The sequence below is a fragment of the Lacrimispora sphenoides JCM 1415 genome (assembly GCF_900105615.1).
GTDB classification, from domain to species: Bacteria; Bacillota; Clostridia; order Lachnospirales; family Lachnospiraceae; genus Lacrimispora; species Lacrimispora sphenoides.
Map to the genome: position 1 here is coordinate 1,313,595 of NZ_LT630003.1, position 17,715 is coordinate 1,331,309.

General features: G+C 43.8%; 16 protein-coding genes. 15 read left to right on the forward strand and 1 reads right to left on the reverse strand.

What is annotated here, in order from left to right; all coding sequences use genetic code 11:
- Positions 1-9: 9 nt before the first annotated feature.
- From BMX69_RS05805 to BMX69_RS05825, 5 genes are all read left to right on the forward strand, one after another.
- On the forward strand, positions 10-2,277 hold the full coding sequence (locus BMX69_RS05805; protein WP_157724395.1) for a YARHG domain-containing protein: 2,268 nt from the start codon (positions 10-12) through the stop codon (positions 2,275-2,277).
- Between the two features lie 20 nt (positions 2,278-2,297).
- Positions 2,298-3,785: a WD40/YVTN/BNR-like repeat-containing protein gene (locus BMX69_RS05810; protein ID WP_100041816.1), complete on the forward strand. Its 1,488-nt coding sequence runs from the start codon at positions 2,298-2,300 to the stop codon at positions 3,783-3,785.
- A gap of 62 nt (positions 3,786-3,847) precedes the next feature.
- The gene (locus BMX69_RS05815; protein WP_054790535.1) at positions 3,848-4,054 is read left to right on the forward strand and encodes a DNA polymerase beta superfamily protein; all 207 of its coding nucleotides are present in this window, start codon (positions 3,848-3,850) and stop codon (positions 4,052-4,054) included.
- A gap of 246 nt (positions 4,055-4,300) precedes the next feature.
- Positions 4,301-5,173, forward strand: a complete 873-nt coding sequence (locus tag BMX69_RS05820) for a hypothetical protein (RefSeq protein WP_100041817.1) — start codon at positions 4,301-4,303, stop codon at positions 5,171-5,173.
- Between the two features lie 10 nt (positions 5,174-5,183).
- Positions 5,184-5,459: a helix-turn-helix domain-containing protein gene (locus tag BMX69_RS05825; protein ID WP_100041818.1), complete on the forward strand. Its 276-nt coding sequence runs from the start codon at positions 5,184-5,186 to the stop codon at positions 5,457-5,459.
- Between the two features lie 562 nt (positions 5,460-6,021).
- On the opposite strand, the gene BMX69_RS05830 is transcribed toward BMX69_RS05825, so the two are convergent.
- Positions 6,022-6,615, reverse strand: a complete 594-nt coding sequence (locus BMX69_RS05830) for a hypothetical protein (RefSeq protein WP_054790539.1) — start codon at positions 6,613-6,615, stop codon at positions 6,022-6,024.
- A 372-nt stretch (positions 6,616-6,987) separates the two neighbouring features.
- Between BMX69_RS05830 and BMX69_RS05835 the strand changes: the two genes are divergently transcribed.
- The 10 genes from BMX69_RS05835 (at position 6,988) to glpK (ending at position 17,666) form a co-directional block, all read left to right on the forward strand.
- Complete coding sequence (locus BMX69_RS05835) at positions 6,988-8,871, forward strand: BglG family transcription antiterminator (RefSeq protein WP_100041819.1); 1,884 nt, start codon at positions 6,988-6,990, stop codon at positions 8,869-8,871.
- A complete protein-coding gene (locus tag BMX69_RS05840; protein ID WP_100041820.1) occupies positions 8,871-9,335 on the forward strand; it encodes a PTS sugar transporter subunit IIA in 465 nt (154 codons plus the stop codon). The genes BMX69_RS05835 and BMX69_RS05840 overlap by 1 nt, the downstream gene beginning before the upstream one ends.
- A gap of 79 nt (positions 9,336-9,414) precedes the next feature.
- Complete coding sequence (locus BMX69_RS05845; protein WP_100041821.1) at positions 9,415-9,732, forward strand: PTS fructose transporter subunit IIB; 318 nt, start codon at positions 9,415-9,417, stop codon at positions 9,730-9,732.
- Positions 9,733-9,762: 30 nt separating this feature from the next.
- The gene (locus tag BMX69_RS05850; RefSeq protein WP_054790545.1) at positions 9,763-11,025 is read left to right on the forward strand and encodes a PTS fructose transporter subunit IIC; all 1,263 of its coding nucleotides are present in this window, start codon (positions 9,763-9,765) and stop codon (positions 11,023-11,025) included.
- A 19-nt stretch (positions 11,026-11,044) separates the two neighbouring features.
- Positions 11,045-12,130 (forward strand): M24 family metallopeptidase, encoded by a 1,086-nt coding sequence (locus BMX69_RS05855; RefSeq protein WP_100041822.1) that lies wholly within the window; start codon positions 11,045-11,047, stop codon positions 12,128-12,130.
- A gap of 13 nt (positions 12,131-12,143) precedes the next feature.
- A complete protein-coding gene (locus tag BMX69_RS05860; protein WP_054790549.1) occupies positions 12,144-13,199 on the forward strand; it encodes a M20/M25/M40 family metallo-hydrolase in 1,056 nt (351 codons plus the stop codon).
- Positions 13,189-14,370, forward strand: a complete 1,182-nt coding sequence (locus BMX69_RS05865) for a MalY/PatB family protein (RefSeq protein WP_100041823.1) — start codon at positions 13,189-13,191, stop codon at positions 14,368-14,370. The genes BMX69_RS05860 and BMX69_RS05865 overlap by 11 nt, the downstream gene beginning before the upstream one ends.
- A gap of 193 nt (positions 14,371-14,563) precedes the next feature.
- Complete coding sequence (locus BMX69_RS05870) at positions 14,564-15,220, forward strand: thioredoxin family protein (protein ID WP_242941370.1); 657 nt, start codon at positions 14,564-14,566, stop codon at positions 15,218-15,220.
- Positions 15,221-15,513: 293 nt separating this feature from the next.
- Entirely contained in the window at positions 15,514-16,083 is a 570-nt protein-coding gene (locus BMX69_RS05875) for a glycerol-3-phosphate responsive antiterminator (RefSeq protein WP_100043784.1), read from the forward strand.
- 86 nt (positions 16,084-16,169) lie between these two features.
- Complete coding sequence (glpK, locus tag BMX69_RS05880; protein ID WP_054790550.1) at positions 16,170-17,666, forward strand: glycerol kinase GlpK; 1,497 nt, start codon at positions 16,170-16,172, stop codon at positions 17,664-17,666.
- Positions 17,667-17,715: the final 49 nt, after the last annotated feature.

The window sequence follows — 17,715 nt, forward strand, 5'->3', positions numbered from 1 at the left end:
GGAGGAAGAGTGAATAAAAAAGGCGGAGTAAAGTTAAGCAAAATGCGTTACTTGTATTATGGGTTGTGCATTTTGATCGGCTGCTTTGTATTGTGGATCGCTTTGATGGAAGGAAAGCGGCTGCATTATTTGGATATAGAAATTATGCCAGCAAAGCAGAGCTTTGTAATCAATGTTGGGGCAAATAGCGAGGATGTTGATATCTTTGCTGCGGAAAAAGATGTTCATGTTACGGTCAGCTATACCGGAAAATTGCAAGAGCATCAGACGAGACAGACAATAGAGGGAAATATCAGGGAAAAAACATCAGACAGCACGCCGATCCATCTTTTGTTGTTTGGCTTTGACAACACAGATAATTGGCAATGGGAACTGTTAAGTTCTGTGGGCTTGTCTTCAATTCACTATAGTCAGGGAGAGATGGCAAATATTCGGGTGTACCTTTACGTGTTTGCCGTTGCCATATTTGGGGTACTGGGCATTTTTCTGCTTTTTAAAAATAATGGTAAAAAGAGAAACTATACAAAAGAAAGATTACTGGAATTTACGGATGACGCAGAGAATCAGGCAGCATTTGAGGCGGGGAAGCGGTGGTTTTTGATTCATGACAGGAGACGATACTGGAACCGATGTCTGATATTATTATTCGCCTTCGGATCAGGTTTTTACATTTTCCAGGAATATTTCTACAAGTGGGTCTTTCTGAATTCATTAGACTACATAGGAATTGTTTTTATAGTAACTCTGGTGATTTTAAGCTTAGGCGGTGCCTTGGAAGCTTATTGGGCAAAAAAGCATATGGAGGTACTTACAAAAGAGAACCGGCCCCTTACTGCGGCGGCAGCTTTTTTAATGGAGGCAGCCTATGGTCCCTATAGGCTGCAGTCCTACTATAAAAAACAAGTACATAATGCTGCCGCCGGACTTGCCAGGGCTGGAAAATATGAGCAGGCGCTGAAGCTGGCTGATTTTGGCTGGAAGGGCGTTCAGGAAAAGAAACTGATGCAGCTGGCTCACAGCAATCTATGCTACGTATGCTTCATAGGGCTGGGAAGGCAAGAAGATGCCGAAACAGAATATTCACACCAGAAGCAGCTTGTTAAAAATCATCCCCAATTAAAAAGGATAGGAGAGGCGATGCTTCTGTTATCTGAAATCAGGAAGGCATATACAGATCAGAAATTTGGGCAGGTGGAAGCCTATGTAAATGTATATTGTGATCGTTATCCAGACGCATATCATTGCATACCGCTCATGCCTATTCAGATGAATGTTTATGAACAAGCAGGTGAAATGGAGAAGGCAAAAAATATATGCGGTAATCTGCTTTCCTACAGCCCTGAAAATATAGCAGTCAGGGAGGCGATGGGATATGGAGCTTGTACCTATGTGGAATCTACCGGCTTCCTGAAAGATAAGACCGGACTTGTGTGCCGGATTGTTTTAACCGGAGTACTTGGCATTTACACGGTGCTGTTTGGAATCCTTATGTTAATGGGTTCACATCATTGGGGAACAAGTAAAACGAGAGTATATGAAGAGACGAAAGCCGAAGAACTCATACAGCAAACAAATGCTACCGAGAAGGCAGAAGAAGAGCCGATGGAAACAGAGATGTCGGAAACGGAGCAGGAGCAGACTGTTCAGGCTTCTAACTCCCAGGCGCCAGGCTTTAAGCTGGATTTGCCAAAAGAATGGAATCGCCTGGCTGTCAGAAATGAGTTTAAAGGAGGGTGCAGCTACCATCAGAAAAAATCTTATGATTTGATGGGGGATGGGGTTTTATTCTATATTCAGACGTACTCGGACTGCAGCTATGTTAATCTGCCAGACTATGATATATGGGGATATGATGGTCCCTATGTATATGTAATGTCACTGCCCACAGATGTGACGTTTTATATGGAAGACAGTTCCATAATGGAAGAATACAATAAAATGCATCGTGAAATCAGTCAAATACAGGATACTTTCCGGATTCAGTCTGATACTGCAAAATATGACGGCTCTGAATTTGTATTTCCTAACAGCAGCGATAGCCTTTTGCAGGAGCCGGATTTATGGAATCTTTCAGCCAGTCAGCTGCGGATTGCAAGAAACGAGATTTATGCAAGACATGGCAGGCGGTTTGCTGATGAAGAATTGCAGAGGTATTTTAATCAATGCAGCTGGTATGAAGGAATGATTGATCCAAAAGATTTTGAGGAAGATGTGCTGAATGAAACAGAACGTTTCAATATCCGTTTGATTCAGGAACAACAGAAAAGTATGGAGTAGGAATTTGGAGGCTGTATCCCATGCAAGAGAATAAAGGAAGAATGAGTTGGAAAGCATTTTGGCTTTTATTGATAAATCCTCTGACAGCAGCGGTATATCTTGTGTTTTTGCAACGCTTATACCGATTGTGCCAGTTTGGAGGAAAGAGAAGGAATATACCGATATTAGCAGGCTGTATGATATTTTTCTGTATGATGCTTTTGATAGCGATTATAGCGGCTATTAAAAAGGGGAGAAGGACAGAAGAACAAACTAATATTGTGAAAGAAACCGAATTACGAAAGAAGAAAAAAGGCCGATGGTTATATAGAAGTTATATGTCAGTGCTTCTGTTATTTTATATTGGAACTACATTGTTTTACGGAGAGAAAATTGTACTTAGCGCCAGTAATTTTAATGGAAAATTATCATGGTTTTTATATGAAAGAACCCATAAAAGGACTGTAGAGATTGTTCATGATAATGTTTTTTCAGGTGGAATCGATAATATGATAGCGGATTTAGGGCAGAAGCTTCAAATGCCGGAAGTTTTATATGTCGCTACCAGTTTTAATCTTCATTTCAAACCAGATGGAACCATAACTTCGTTGGAAACCTATTTATATGGAAATGATGACAGAGGAAATTTAAAGACCTATTTAATCAACTATGATGGGAGCAAGTCAAAACGTGCGACTGTTTATTTGGATGGATCAGTATCGGAGCAGGGCAAAGACCTTAAGAAATTGCAGCCGATGGTTGAGATACTAAAACAAGTAGATCTGGAAGAGGCCGTACAACAATGGGGGGAAGAAGAATACGGAATCATTTATTATGGAGTGCGGGATTGGGGAAATGATTCTACGGGAATCAATTGGGTGGATTTAAATGAGGGCAGGCCGGCGAATGCTGAGACCGGATCCAATATTCGAGGGTATACAGTTTCTGTATTTGTACCGGGCAAAGAAAATGAAATTACGCCAATACGCTATCTGGCGGCATCAGAAGAGGAAGAGCAATCTGACAGAGAAGCATTGTCTGAAGAGAAGCCTGCCGCAATCAATCCAGATGAAGAATTTCAATTTTTAAATGGTGACCGGTTCCGTCTGAATGTAGTAGATGCCGCTCTTGGCAGCCGCTATTACACCCTGGAGTACAGTGATGATGGCGGAAAAAGCTGGAAGGTTGTGAATCAAGATCCGTTTTTAGGTCAGGCCGGGGTGGCCGCAGGCATTGCCTTTATTAACGAAAAGCTGGGATTTTTCTGTCTTTCACATAATGGCGGCGATGAGGCAGAGCTATACCGGACAGATGATGGTGGAAAAACGACAGAGCCAGTACAGCTTCCGTATTCCGTTATGGAAAAAGATCCGAATCAGGATTCTCCGTTTGATTTCCCCCAAATGCCATATGAAGAAGATGAGATTTTGAAAATGGTGATAGGACAGGGGGCTGATGGGGGACAAGAGGTTCTTTACCATTCAGAAGATGGAGGAATCAGCTGGGAATTTGTCATGGAGATCAGATAAGTAATAGAGAAATAAAAATTCCTTTGGGGAATATGCCGGTGCACAGCTGAGACGCCTTCAAAATGCAGGATATGACAGCAGAACTGCGAAATGGGATTGACGTGCTGCTGGAAATTAAAAAAAGGAGCGACGAAAGAGAAAAATGCATGCAGATTCCGATTATCCGGGATTTCATCATCGATGAAATAGGAAGACAAAAGGCCTATGTGGAAGGTATTTCAGATGACAGAAAGCGTGACTGGGAAAAACTAAATGATATTTTTCTATAGATTTTACGATAAGTTTCAATAAAAGCAGCACCTGTTTATGTAGGGGCTGCTTTTTTAGTGTTCCTGGAGGGCAAACATTTAACGAGTAAAAGTATCTGATCCGAAAATTCAAATAACTATCTGGAATTAACACCGCAAGCTATTGTAATTTTATTCACAAAGTGATAATATAAATCATAAGTAGTAAGTAGTAAGTAGTAAGTGGTAAGTAAACCAAATTATTAATACAGTTAAAGGAGGAATATTATGGATTTAACATTATCAGAACGTTTTGCACTAATTGGCTTTAACGGTAATGAGAGCGAGTATAGAGAAACTGCTAAGCAGAATGTATTAAAAGTATTAGCTGCTGCTGTATTTTTGGAGGAAAACTACAACCCTGGGACGGGTAAATGGAACTTTAATGAAGAAGGAATGAAAGATGCCATGAAAAAAGCAGATAAAAAAGCATTGGAACGAACTTACGCGGAACGATTACAAAGTAAACAGCTGCTTTCTAAGGTTCCTAATTTGTTAGGCTGTGATTTATATTACGATAAAAATATTAAGCTAAAAACCTATGTAAGCGATTCAAGGGAGTATGAATGCCAGTTAGATTTATTAAGAGCTGAGTTTTTTGAAGAAGGACCCATCTCAGAGGAAAGCATTATTTTGGTATGGCTGTTATTAGAGTCCCTTTGCTTCTTTCAGGTCTTTTCTGTCTATGAACAGAATATAATCACAGCGCGGATGACAGGCATTCGCAATGAAAGTACCTTGGCAAAAGCACTTTATCCCATTGGGGTACGTTCTTTATGGGGGGCTGTAGTGGCTGGTTTTTTACGTATGAAAAGCCAGGCAGCTGCTACTGAGACAGGAAAAGGCTTTAATTTCATATTCCCATTCTTTGAAAGAAAACAATCGATCTTTATCGATACGGAAGAATATTTTCCAAACGCACAGATGCGATTGAAGAATGTATTGGATCGAATATCTTCACAGGGGCATGTATATGAGGTACTTCGAGAAGGGGCAGTCCCGGTTGTTAAAATTGATAATATTAAATATGAACTAATCCCTGAAGCAATCAGCGGCAGAATGCCAATTCATGGAGTAAGATTACGACGTTACAATCTGTAAGGAGCTGGATATGTCAAGACAGCGAACAATTGAAAAAATAATGGAATCAGAATATGTATCAATCGGAGAATTGGTACGACTGACCAATACCAGATACAGTACCCTAAAGTTCTATACAGAAGAGGGAATGCTGCCTTTTGAACAGGCAGAAACGAATCTGACCAGGAGATTCAAACGTGTAGAAGCAATCACCCGCATTGAGGAAATAAGGGAAATGCGTCAGAACGGCAAAACAATACCGCAGATAAAGGAACTGCTTCAGGAATCTGTGAAAGACCAGGAATAAATGAGATAGTAATTTCCAGTGTTTGTTTTTAAGTTGATTACCAAAGGTCAATGTGTTCGGATTGGAACAGTGGATTAAAATGTAATTAAGATTAGTAGATCAGGAGCAGAGGTGTTTTGTCTGATAAAAGGGAGGAGCCGGCAAGATCGGGGGAATCCTGCCGGCTGTATGAAAAAAAGTTTTATTTTAAAGGGTTATTGGCCTCTTTACAGTTATTAATATACCTGTAAATTGTGACGGGAGTTTGATAAATCTGTGAAGAGTTTGTGAAAGGAAAGAAAAGTTAGAGACCATGGATTAATTTCTACACTCGAAAAACATCATGCAGGGGCGAAGTAAGGTTCTGGGAATTAGTATCATATAATGAATATGTGATGCAGCGTTTCTTGCCTTTCTCGATAAGAGAAATAAGCGGAAATAAAAACACCCACCCTGTCTGCCAACAGGTTGGGCGGTGTCTGTAAGGATATTTATCCTATAAACCTGGGAGCATCCACTTTTGGAGTGGATGCTTTCTTTTATATTTCTATTCTCTTCCTAAATTCAAAACATTAAGTAATAGTTATAATATTTGAACATGCAGAGCATCGGCTTCATTTGGAATAACCGAATTTTGAAAATTGGTGTGAGCCACGATCACGTCCACTAATAAACCTGGATGAAGTGAACGAAGAGGAACAGGGTTACTGTCTTTGTCTCGAATCGTAGTTATATTGCTGATATTAAATCTTATTTGATTATCTGCATTATTAGGATCGCCAGTAAAGAGAAAAGAGTTATCGATATCTACTTTTGCGATTCGGTCTATAATAAAGTTCAGTGGCGGCTGATCGTAAGTCCTTGCAACAACTAAAGTTGCATCAGCCTGTGGTGGAGTGAGTCCTGCATTAATCGATGAAAATAAGGAATCCACCAACATGCCCTCTTCAATGTCGGATAATAATATATGATAGCCGTATGAATTTAGTATGACAGTGCTAATGGTTACATTAAGTCTTAAGGATTCTGATATGGTTTCATTTTGTTCATAATTGGCGTAGAGAATGTCTAAATATCCGATATTATTATTAATAAGAAAAACCTCATCAACCACTGCATTATGGATTTGCAGCATTCGTCCAATATGCGTGATTGTACCTAAATTACATATGCGCATTCGTGGCCTCTTAAGGATTTTACCAATTTTTATAATATATGCGTAAATAAATTTAAGATACGTGTTATTACAAAGAAAGGGAAATTGATTGATAGAAAATCAAGAGAGTACCAGTTCCGGAAGGCATGATTCCGGCGCAGTGTAAATCAGTCAACCTCCGGAAAAGCTTAAAGGGGTAAGCATAAAATAGCCAGGTACATTTAAAAGAAAACGATAGAGTCACTGGGTCTGCTTTAAACCTGGGACAGTCTAAGAGGAGTCTGATTCGGCTCCTCCTTTTTCTTCCCACCGCCTGTCACTTTCTAATGACAAGGAATGAATGGAAAGTTATACTGCTTAGGAGGATAATGAGACCAGAAGGAAAGTGATTGTATGATACAGGATTTGACACAAAAGCAGATACAGCTTTTGAATTGCCTGATGCATCAGGAGAATGCCATTGATGGGGAAGAGTTGGCGAAACGGCTTGGAATCTCTTCCAGAACGGTAATGCGGTATCTCTCGGTTCTAAGTGAGGAACTGAAAACGTTTGACGTGTCCATTTCCCGTAAAAGGGGACAGGGGTATGCTTTAGAGGGAAACAAGGCGGCATTAAAGCCTCTTCTTACCAAAAAGGAATACCGTCAGAAAGATGGAGATAAACGGATTCATGAGATGATTCTGGAAATCATCGACCGGGATGAGATCACCATTGAGAAACTCAGCGATATCATGTTTTTAAGTTCGTCCACCTTAAATAAGATGACCGCCGATGTAAAGGAATTTTTAAGCAGATACAGGCTGACTCTTGCCGGAAAGCCTTATTATGGACTCTCCATTACGGGTGAGGAAACAGATATCCGCACTCTTTTGGGGGACATCGGCCTGGATTACTGCAATGCAAAGCTTGTGAATACAGGAATTTACAACATTTCTGAGGAAGAGCTTGACCGGACAGATGAGCTGGTGTTCGGATACATTCAGGAATACGGAATGATAGTGGCAGATATGGATTTAAACAATCTGATTGCAAGAATCATCATCGCCCTTTCGCGGAACAGAAAAGGGCGTCAAGTGAACGGAATGAAGCTTGGAGCCTCCATTACCGGCCATAACTATCAGATGATACGTTCTATTATGGAGGCTCTGGGTAAGGAATTCCATATTGCAGTTGCAGAGGAGGAATGTTTCTATGTCATGGTGTGCTCCGGTTTTATGGGATATAACTTAAACCTTGCGGATACAGCAGACTGTGAGGAAATGCGCCGGTTCGTCAGTGATTTTCTGGCGGAGATTTCCGAACTTACAGGGATTTCCTATAATCAGGATGAGAAAGTGATGAATGTTTTAAGCATGCACTTAAAAGCCCTGATGCAGAGGGCCAGAGCCGGAAACTACTCGCCAAATCCCATTATCGGACAGATTAAAAACAGCTATCCTCTGGAAATGAATTATGCCATCCTGATGGCACAGCGCTTTGAGGAGCGGTTTAACGTTTCCATTAATGAGGATGAGATCGGTTATCTGACCGTTTATTTAGGAGTTTATGAGCCCCAGGCCGGAGAGCGGATTAAGGCGGTGATCCTATGTAATTACGGAATCGGCACATCTCAGATGATTCTGGAGAAGATTCAGAGTGAAGTTCAGAACATATTTATATGCAGCGTTTATCCGGTCCGATATTTAAAGCTGGCTTTGGACCGGAAGCCGGATGTAATTATTTCAGCGGTTCCTGTGGAGGAGTATGACGGAACTGTTCCTGTAATCGTTTCCCATGATCTGCTGGGTGAGAAAGCGATTTCCCGAATTCAGGAGCAGATCTGGCAGAAGATCTGTATTGAAAAGGAGCTAATGCGGTATTTTGACCCGGACTGCTTTGGATATATCAGCGCGGAGAACCGGTTCCAGGCCATTAAAGAACTAGGTGCCATGCTGGAACGAAAGAAAGGCATTGGAAGCCAGATGATAAATGCCATAGAAAAGCGTGAAAGGATCAGTTCCACAGAGGTTGGAAACCTGGTGGCCGTGCCTCATGTGCTGATGCAGGGAGAATTCTCTTCCTGTATTGCCATCGGGATTTTGGATAATCCCGTCCAATGGGGTAGTGAGATGGTTCAGATGGTATTCTTAGCCTGTTTTAACCAGTCTGGAAATCAGTATGCCCGGATTTTCAGAACACTGTATAAAGTGGTCCACTCAGAGGAACTGGTGCGCCGCCTCATACAGGCGGATGATTTTTATACATTTCAAAATATTATGTGCGGGAGAGAGGTGTGATGATGACGAAGGAAGTAATCAAAAAGGAATATATTTTTACCGGAATGGAATTTGGGAGTAAGGATGAAGCGCTTCGTTCCATCGCAGAGCAGGCGGTAAGCTTAGGGCTGTGCCGGGATGTAGAAGGAACTTATCAGGGCTTTTTGGAACGGGAGTCCCAGGGCCCTACCGGCATGGAGGACGGGTTTGCAATTCCTCATACCCGTTGTGAATCCGTTATTCAGACGGGAATCATTGTAATGAAGTCGAAAAATGAACTGGAGTGGGAATCCTTTGACGAAAAGCCGGTTCACATTATGATTGCCCTGATTGTTCCAAAGGAAAATTATGGAAATGAACACATCCAGATTCTGGCATCCCTTTCCAGAATGCTGATGAAGCAGGAATTCCGGAACAGGATCATGGAGTCTGATTCCGCCGGGGAGATTTATGAGATCATTCATCAGGCAGTGTCTGTTAACTGATGAATTCTTTCAGAAGTTGGTGTTGCTGGGGGCGCCCGGCTGAAAAGTATATAAAAATTAAGAGAAAAGAGGAAAAATAATGGCAAAGAAAAAATTAGTAGCATTATGCGCATGTACCATGGGACTGGCCCATACCTTTATGGCAGCTCAGGCCTTAGAGGATGCGGCAAAGGAGATGGGATACGACGTGAAAGTGGAGACTCAGGGGGCGGACGGAATTCAAAATGAGCTGACCCCGGCAGAAATCGCTGAGGCAGACATTATTATTCATGCCGTTGCCATCGCACCCCAGAACAATGAGCGCTTTGACGCATATGATATTTACGAAATCGGCCTTCAGGACGCAATTAAAAATGCCAAGGGGATTATTCAGGAAATTGAAAGCATGGAAGATTGAAAAAACGAAAGATAAGGGGGATAAAAGAAGATGGCAATTACAAAGAGGAGTGCATTGACTGGACAGGCAGAAAACAAAAATGCAGGCAGCTCCAATAAGCCTGTACAGCAGAAACCGGAGATTCAGGAGAAAAAGAGGATTTGGGATACATTGTCACGTCACGTAATGACCGGTATCAGCAACATGATTCCATTCCTGATCATGGGCGGACTGATTCTGGCATTTTCACAGCTTATTCCATATGTAATCCTGAGCGTGGACCCGTCCATAGGCATTTTGGATGCCATGAACAGCGGAGCTTATGATGGATTTAACTTATTTCTTTTGAAATTTTCCGAATTATGCGCAAATTTTGGCGGAACGCTGTTCGGATTTGCGATTCCTATGTTTGCAGCTTTTATGGCTAATTCCATCGGCGGCAAGCTGGCGTTTCCGGCTGGTTTTATCGGAGGTTTGATGGCTACGAAACCAACTGCAGTTGTGAGCCTTGTGGATGGAACCTGGACGGCTTCTTCGCCCGTAGCTTCTACATTTTTAGGAGCGCTGATCATCGCCATTGCAGCCGGGTATTTTGTAAAGTTTTTAAACCAGAAGATTAAAGTGAGCCACAATATGCTGGCATTCAAATCCACTTTCCTGATTCCCATGCTGGCGGCTGTGTTTGTCATGCTGGGCATGCATCTGGTTGTAACGCCTCTTGGTGGAATGTTAAATAGCCTGATCAAATCGGGACTTTCAGCAGCCGGTAAGGCCGGGTCTTATGGATATACCATTGCTTTATCTGCTGCTACGGCCATTGACCTGGGAGGCCCCATCAACAAAGCGGCCGGGTTTGTGGCACTTGGATTTACAACCGATAAAGTACTGCCCATCACTGCACGTGTGGTTGCCATAGTCGTACCTTCCTTTGGATTGGGACTAGCGACCTTGATCGACCGTCTGGTAGTAAAGCGCCATGTGTTTGACAAGCAGTTCTATCCTCAGGGGAAGACTGCCATGTTTCTGGCGCTGATGGGAATCTCTGAGGGAGCCATTCCCTTTGCCCTGGAAATGCCTAAGGTAATTATTCCCTCTTATATGATCGGTGCCATATGCGGTTCCCTTTCGGCTACTATGTTCGGTGCGGTGCAGTGGTTCCCGGAGTCCGCTGTTTGGGCGTGGCCTTTGTGCCAGAACATTCCGGGTTATATCGCAGGAATTGTGGTGGGAGCTGTGGTGACGGCTTTGCTGGTGATTTTTATCCGCAACAACATGATACTAAAAGGCAGGCTGACGGTAGATTCCAACGACTGATAGGACAGGAGATGGCGGAATGGAATTCCATCTGAAAAGTGGAAGGCAGTTTATGGAACGAAACGGTCTGGATGGACTGTTGCTGGTATCCAGAGAAAATAAATTTTACACGGCGGGGCTATACAGCGGCAGCGGCTATGTGCTGCTTACGAAAAAGGGCTGCTATTCCATTGTGGATGGACGGTACTATGTCCAGCAAAAGGAGCGGATCGCTGGAGCCCTTAAGGAAATGAATGCCAGGGTTTTGCTGGCGGATAAAAACTGCGGGTACATGGAGTACATAAGCCGGATTGCGGAGGAAGAGTCTGTCAGAAAACTGGGCTTTGAGGCGGAGGCCGTTTCTTTTGCCCAGTACCAGAAACTGAAAGCGGGACTGATGACAGAGCTTGTGCCCGTATCACCGGATTCCATTCGCATGGTGAAGACGGAAGATGAGATTTCCTGTATTAGCAGGGCCTGTGAGATTGCTGACCGGGGATATTCCTATATCCTCGGTCAGATCAAAGCAGGAATGACCGAAAAACAGGTGGAGAACCGCCTGATTTATTATATGAAAGAACTGGGAGCACAGAAAGAGTCCTTTGATGTGATCGTTGCCAGCGGAATCAATGGCGCTATGCCCCACGTCAAGGCAGGGCAAAAGGTCATTGAAGCCGGAGATTTTGTTACCATGGATTTCGGCGTCCGGGTGGGCGAATACTGTTCTGATATTACCCGAACCGTTGCAGTGCAGATGGTTGATCCTAATATGCGCCAGGTATATGAGACCGTAAAAAAGGCACAGGAGACGGCGATCCATGCCATTCGTCCTGGGAAAAAATGCAGTGATATCGACCGGGCTGCCAGAGACGTGATTGAGAAAGCAGGATATGGCCCGGCATTTTCCCACAATCTGGGACATGGTCTGGGGATTGCCTGCCACGAACTGCCTGATTTCGCACCTGGAGATGAAAGGGTTCTGGTGCCCGGTATGGTCATGACTGTGGAACCTGGAATCTATTTAGAAGGGCTTGGCGGTGTGCGCATTGAGGATGATGTGCTGGTTACGGAAGAGGGTTTTCGCCTGCTCACATCCTCGCCCAGGGAACTGACTGTTGTGGGATAAGGAGTCTGGTTATATGGATAAAGAATTTTTAAAAGAATTATGCGAGGCTGGGGCAGTGGCATCCAATGAACACCGGATCAGGGATGTACTGCGGAAAAATTGCATGCCCTATGCCCAGGAGTTGGCTTATGACGGACTTGGCAGCATCATTTTTACCCAGAAGGGAGAAGGCCCGTCGATCCTTTTGGCTGCACATATGGACGAAGTGGGGTTTCTGGTGCGGTCCATTTCCAGCCAGGGGATGGTGATGGTGCTGCCCGTGGGAAATGTGCGGACCTTTTCCAGATTCATGCAGGAGGTGACGGTCACAACTGCTGGCAGCAGGGAGTATAAAGGGATATTAAACGGAGTATATGATGAAGATAAGAAAGAGGCAGCAGGCCTTTATGTGGATCTGGGGCAGGACAGTTTAGAGGAGGTCCTGGATCTTGGAGTGCAGCCTGGAGACATGGTTACTTTCTCTTCCGTTTTCCGGGAATATGAAAATGGCCGTTTTGCCGCCAGAGCCCTTGATGACCGGGCGGGCTGCTGGGTGATGGGCGAGCTGATGAAACGGATGGCTGGGAACGTTCATCCGAACCGTATCAGCTATGCATTTACCAGTTCCGAGGAAGTGGGTACGAGAGGAGCAAAAACAGCGGCAAGAGTAGTGCTTCCGGATATCTGTATTGTATTGGATGCAGCCTGCAATGGCAGCGAGTTTGTGCGTGACCACACCAATAACCGGCAGATAGGAAAGGGGCCCATGATCGTTCACTATGACAAAAATGTTGTAAGCAACCGCGCCATGGTGGAGCTGGTACGCCGTTCTGCAAAGGAGCTGGATATCCATGTACAGGATGATATGTTCTTAAACGGAGGAACGGACGGCGGTGTGCTTCATCAGGACGGAACGGGGCATCCTGCCGTGGTGCTTGGCATTCCAACACGCTATGGGCATTCTCCCTATTCCATTGCATGCTACCGGGATATGGAGCAGATGGTGGATTTGCTGGAGTGTCTGCTGATGAAGCTGGATAAAGAGGTCTGCAGGCAGATCGGATTTGAGGCGGAAGCATATGAAGTATGATTTTGATCAATTGATTGACAGACGGGGAACATATTGTACCCAGTGGGATTATATAAAGGACCGGTTCGGAGAAGAGGATTTGCTTCCCTTTTCCATTTCCGATACGGATTTCATGGCGCCCTGGCCAATCAGGAAAAAACTTATGGAGGTGGTGGAACATGGGATCTATGGCTACAGCCGGTGGAACCATGAAGATTTTAAAGGTGCTGTGGCAGGATACTTTGCTGACCGCCATAAGGTATTGGTCAGCCCGGATTGGGTGGTTTACAGCCCGTCAGTGCTGTATTCCATTGCAGTGCTTTTTCGTCTGCTGAGCCGTGAGCATGACAGGGTGCTGGTGTTTGAACCCATGTATGATGCCTTTTATCACGTAATTAAGGACAATAACCGGGAAATGGTCCCTCTTAGTCTTACGCCGGAAAACGGCAGGTATGAAATCGACTTTGACCGGTTTGAGAACCTGGTTATGGAGTGCCGGATTTTCCTGCTTTGTTCCCCTCACAACCCTACGGGCAGGGTCTGGACTACGGTTGAAATGGACCGGATGGTGGAGCTGTGCAGAAAGCATCAGGTTGCAATCATTTCTGATGAAATACACTCGGATGTGGTTTTAACAGACCGGAAGCATTGCCCGGTTCTTAAATATGGGAATCAATACGACCAGCTGTATCTGGTCAGCTCTGCCAGCAAGACCTTTAACACGCCCGGCCTTATAGGCTCTTACTGTGCACTTCCGGATGAGAGGGTCCGTAATCGGTTTATTTCCCGGATGCGCAACAGGGATTTTCTCAACTCCGTAAGCCTAATGGGGATGCACGCCATGATGACAGGCTACGGGGAATGTATGGATTACGCAGACCAGCTGTGTACCTATATCAGGGGAAATATGAAAGAATTGTCCAATTTCGTGGAAGAGGAACTGAAAGATACCGGGGTAAGATTTCATATGCCGGAGGCCACTTATCTGGCCTGGATTGATATGAGCAGAGTGTGCGCCGACAGCGGTGCCATACAGAATGCGCTTGTACATGAGGGAAAGGTCGGAATCATGCCTGGAAAGGCTTATGGGGATGAGAATTACCTCCGGATGAATCTGGGGTGTCCCCGGGGAAAGCTGATGGAAGGACTTGAGAGGATGAAGAGGGCTTTGGATAAGCTCCCGCTGATATAATGATAGAAAGACGCTCATTTTGTGAAAAATGCGGCGTCTTTTTTCTCCAATAATATTTGTTGTGAGACAAATTAAAAAATTACTATTGATAGTCAGCATTTTTTTCGATAAAATAAGCTTGCAGAAGAATATTTATGATTGTATCTCATTGTTTGAGGTATAGAAACTAACAACATATGAGGAGGTGCCTGTTATGCTTGATATTACAACAATATCGGCAGAAAGTGATTTGATTGATCAGGAGCTGAAAGAGCAGCTGTCTGATATATTAAAAAAAATGAAAGACCCTGTGACGATCAAAGCGGTGGTGGATATATCACGGGAGAAAGATCTGCAGATGGCTTCATTTTTGAAAACGATTGTCTCTCTCAGTGAAAAGCTAGGCCTGGAGCTCTACTCCCCGGAGGAGGGAGATCAGGTTCCGGAGCTGGATACGACTTTTCTGCCGGTCACCGGTCTTTACAAGGCGGGAAGCTATGGCCGCTGTGCTTTTCACGGTATTCCGGGTGGGAAAGAAATCAATTCTTTTATTTTGGCTATATATAATCTTGCAGGTCCGGGGCAGAAGGTATCGGGCGGCCTGCGTAAAAAGATTTTAAAGCTCAAGTCAAAAACCAATATAAAGATATGTGTATCCTTGTCATGCCATCATTGTCCAGGGGTAGTGGCGGCCTGTCAGCAGATTGCCATTTTAAATCCGGATATCGAGGCGGAAATGATCGATGCGGCACTCTATACGGATTTGGTTGCCAAGTATAATATTGAGCGTGTGCCGATGATCATATTCAATGATAAAGAAATCCATATGGGGAACAAAGCAATAGAGGAAATTGTCACATTGTTAAAATAATAACTAAAAATAAAATAAAAAATTTAAAATAATATACAAATTGCACAAAAATGTAGTTTAAGATGCCGATAAACTGTTTGATTTTGTAGAAAAAAATTTGAACTATTGAAAGAGTATATACAATGTGCTATATTGAGTTCAAGGTAATAATCATGCGGAGATGATGAGAGCATAGCAGAACAACAGAAATGTTGCTTCTAAACTATGCTCTTTTTTCCGTTTCGGATGATTACTGGCAGGCTTTTGCGGCCAGATGTCAAAAGGATATCGATGCAAAAAAGAGAGGAGCTCCAATGGACCAGAAATATTACGACTTGTTTGAGAGCAATCCGGTTATCGCGGCGGTAAAGGATATGAAAGGTCTTGCCGACTGCTGTAGCATGGAGGAGATCCGGGTAGTATTTATCCTGTTCGGGGATATCTGCAATTTAAGTTCGATTGTTAAGCAGATCAAAGATGCGGATAAAGTAGCTATGGTACATATTGACCTGATTACAGGTTTAAGCGGAAGAGAAATTGCAGTTGATTTCATTAAGAATAATACGAAAGCGGACGGCATTATCTCAACGAAGCCGGCACTGATTAAGAGGGCCAAAGAATTATCATTATTTACAACATTAAGAATATTTGTCCTGGATTCTATGGCTTTTGAAAATATAGATAGGCTGATGAATGTAGCCAGGCCGGATATCATTGAAATATTACCCGGTCTGATGCCAAAGGTGATTAAGAGGGTATGCAGTCTGGTCAAAGTGCCGGTGATAGCCGGAGGACTGATATCGGACAAAGAGGATGTGATGGAAGCCCTTGCAGCAGGTGCGATATCCGTATCCACAACCAATCCGATGGTATGGAAAATGTAAAAAGGAACTGAGCTGTTTTTGCAGGAAAGCAGTTGAGTATAAATGACACTGAAGAATGGGATCAACGACTAAGAAGGAGGGTTTTTATGGCGAAGTATGTAATGGCATTGGACGCGGGTACGACAAGTAACAGATGTATCCTTTTTAACGAAAAGGGTGAGATGTGCAGTGTGGCACAAAAAGAATTCACACAGTATTTTCCAAAGCCAGGCTGGGTAGAGCATGATGCAAATGAAATCTGGTCAACACAGCTGGGAGTTGCAGTTGAGGCTATTTCAATGATCGGTGCACGCGCAGAGGATATCGCAGCAATCGGTATCACAAATCAGCGCGAAACAACAATTGTATGGGATAAGGAGACTGGGGAGCCCGTATATCATGCGATTGTATGGCAGTGCCGGAGAACCGCCGAATACTGTGACTCTTTGAAAGAAAAAGGCCTGGTTGACACCTTCCGGGCGAAAACAGGTTTGGTAATTGATGCTTATTTTTCAGCGACAAAGTTAAAATGGATCCTTGATAACGTTGATGGTGTAAGGGAACGTGCAGAAAAGGGTGAATTACTGTTTGGTACGGTAGAGACCTGGCTGATCTGGAAGCTGACGAAGGGTAAGGTTCATGTAACGGATTACTCCAATGCTTCCCGCACCATGATGTTTAACATCAATACGTTAACGTGGGATGATGAAATTCTGGCAGAACTTAATATCCCGAAATCTATGCTTCCGGAAGCTAAGCCATCAAGCTGTGTATATGGGGAAAGTGATCCGCAGTTTTTCGGCGGCATCATCCCGATCGGCGGCGCGGCAGGCGATCAGCAGGCCGCATTATTTGGCCAGACTTGCTTTAATGCCGGTGAGGCTAAGAATACATATGGAACCGGATGCTTTATGCTGATGAACACTGGTGAGAAGCCGGTATTCTCTAAGAATGGTCTCGTAACAACGATTGCCTGGGGATTGGACGGCAAAGTAAATTATGCACTGGAAGGTTCAATCTTTGTGGCGGGTGCTGCGATTCAATGGCTGCGGGATGAATTAAAGCTGATCGATTCTGCACAGGATTCCGAGTATATGGCGAATAAGGTTAAGGATACCAACGGCTGTTATGTGGTTCCGGCGTTTACAGGTCTTGGTGCACCTCATTGGGATCAGTATGCCAGAGGTACTTTAGTAGGAATTACCCGTGGTGTAAACAAATATCATATTATCAGGGCAACTCTGGATTCCCTCTGCTATCAGGTAAATGATGTTCTGCAGGCGATGCGTGCCGACTCCGGCATTCAGCTGGCTGCTCTTAAGGTAGATGGTGGCGCAAGTGCCAACAATTATCTGATGCAGACGCAGGCAGATATCATTGATGCACCGGTTAACCGCCCACAGTGTGTCGAGACGACCGCGATGGGAGCTGCATATCTGGCAGGGCTTGCAGTTGGCTACTGGGCAAATAAAGAAGAAGTCATTAATAACTGGGCAATTGATAAAACCTTTACTCCGAAAATCTCAGAGGATAAGAGGAAAACAATGATAAATGGCTGGAACAAAGCCGTTAAGTATTCCTTTGGATGGTCAAAAGAAGATTAAGCCGAAGACTAATACTATTTTTGTAACTATTGACAGATGTTCAAAAATG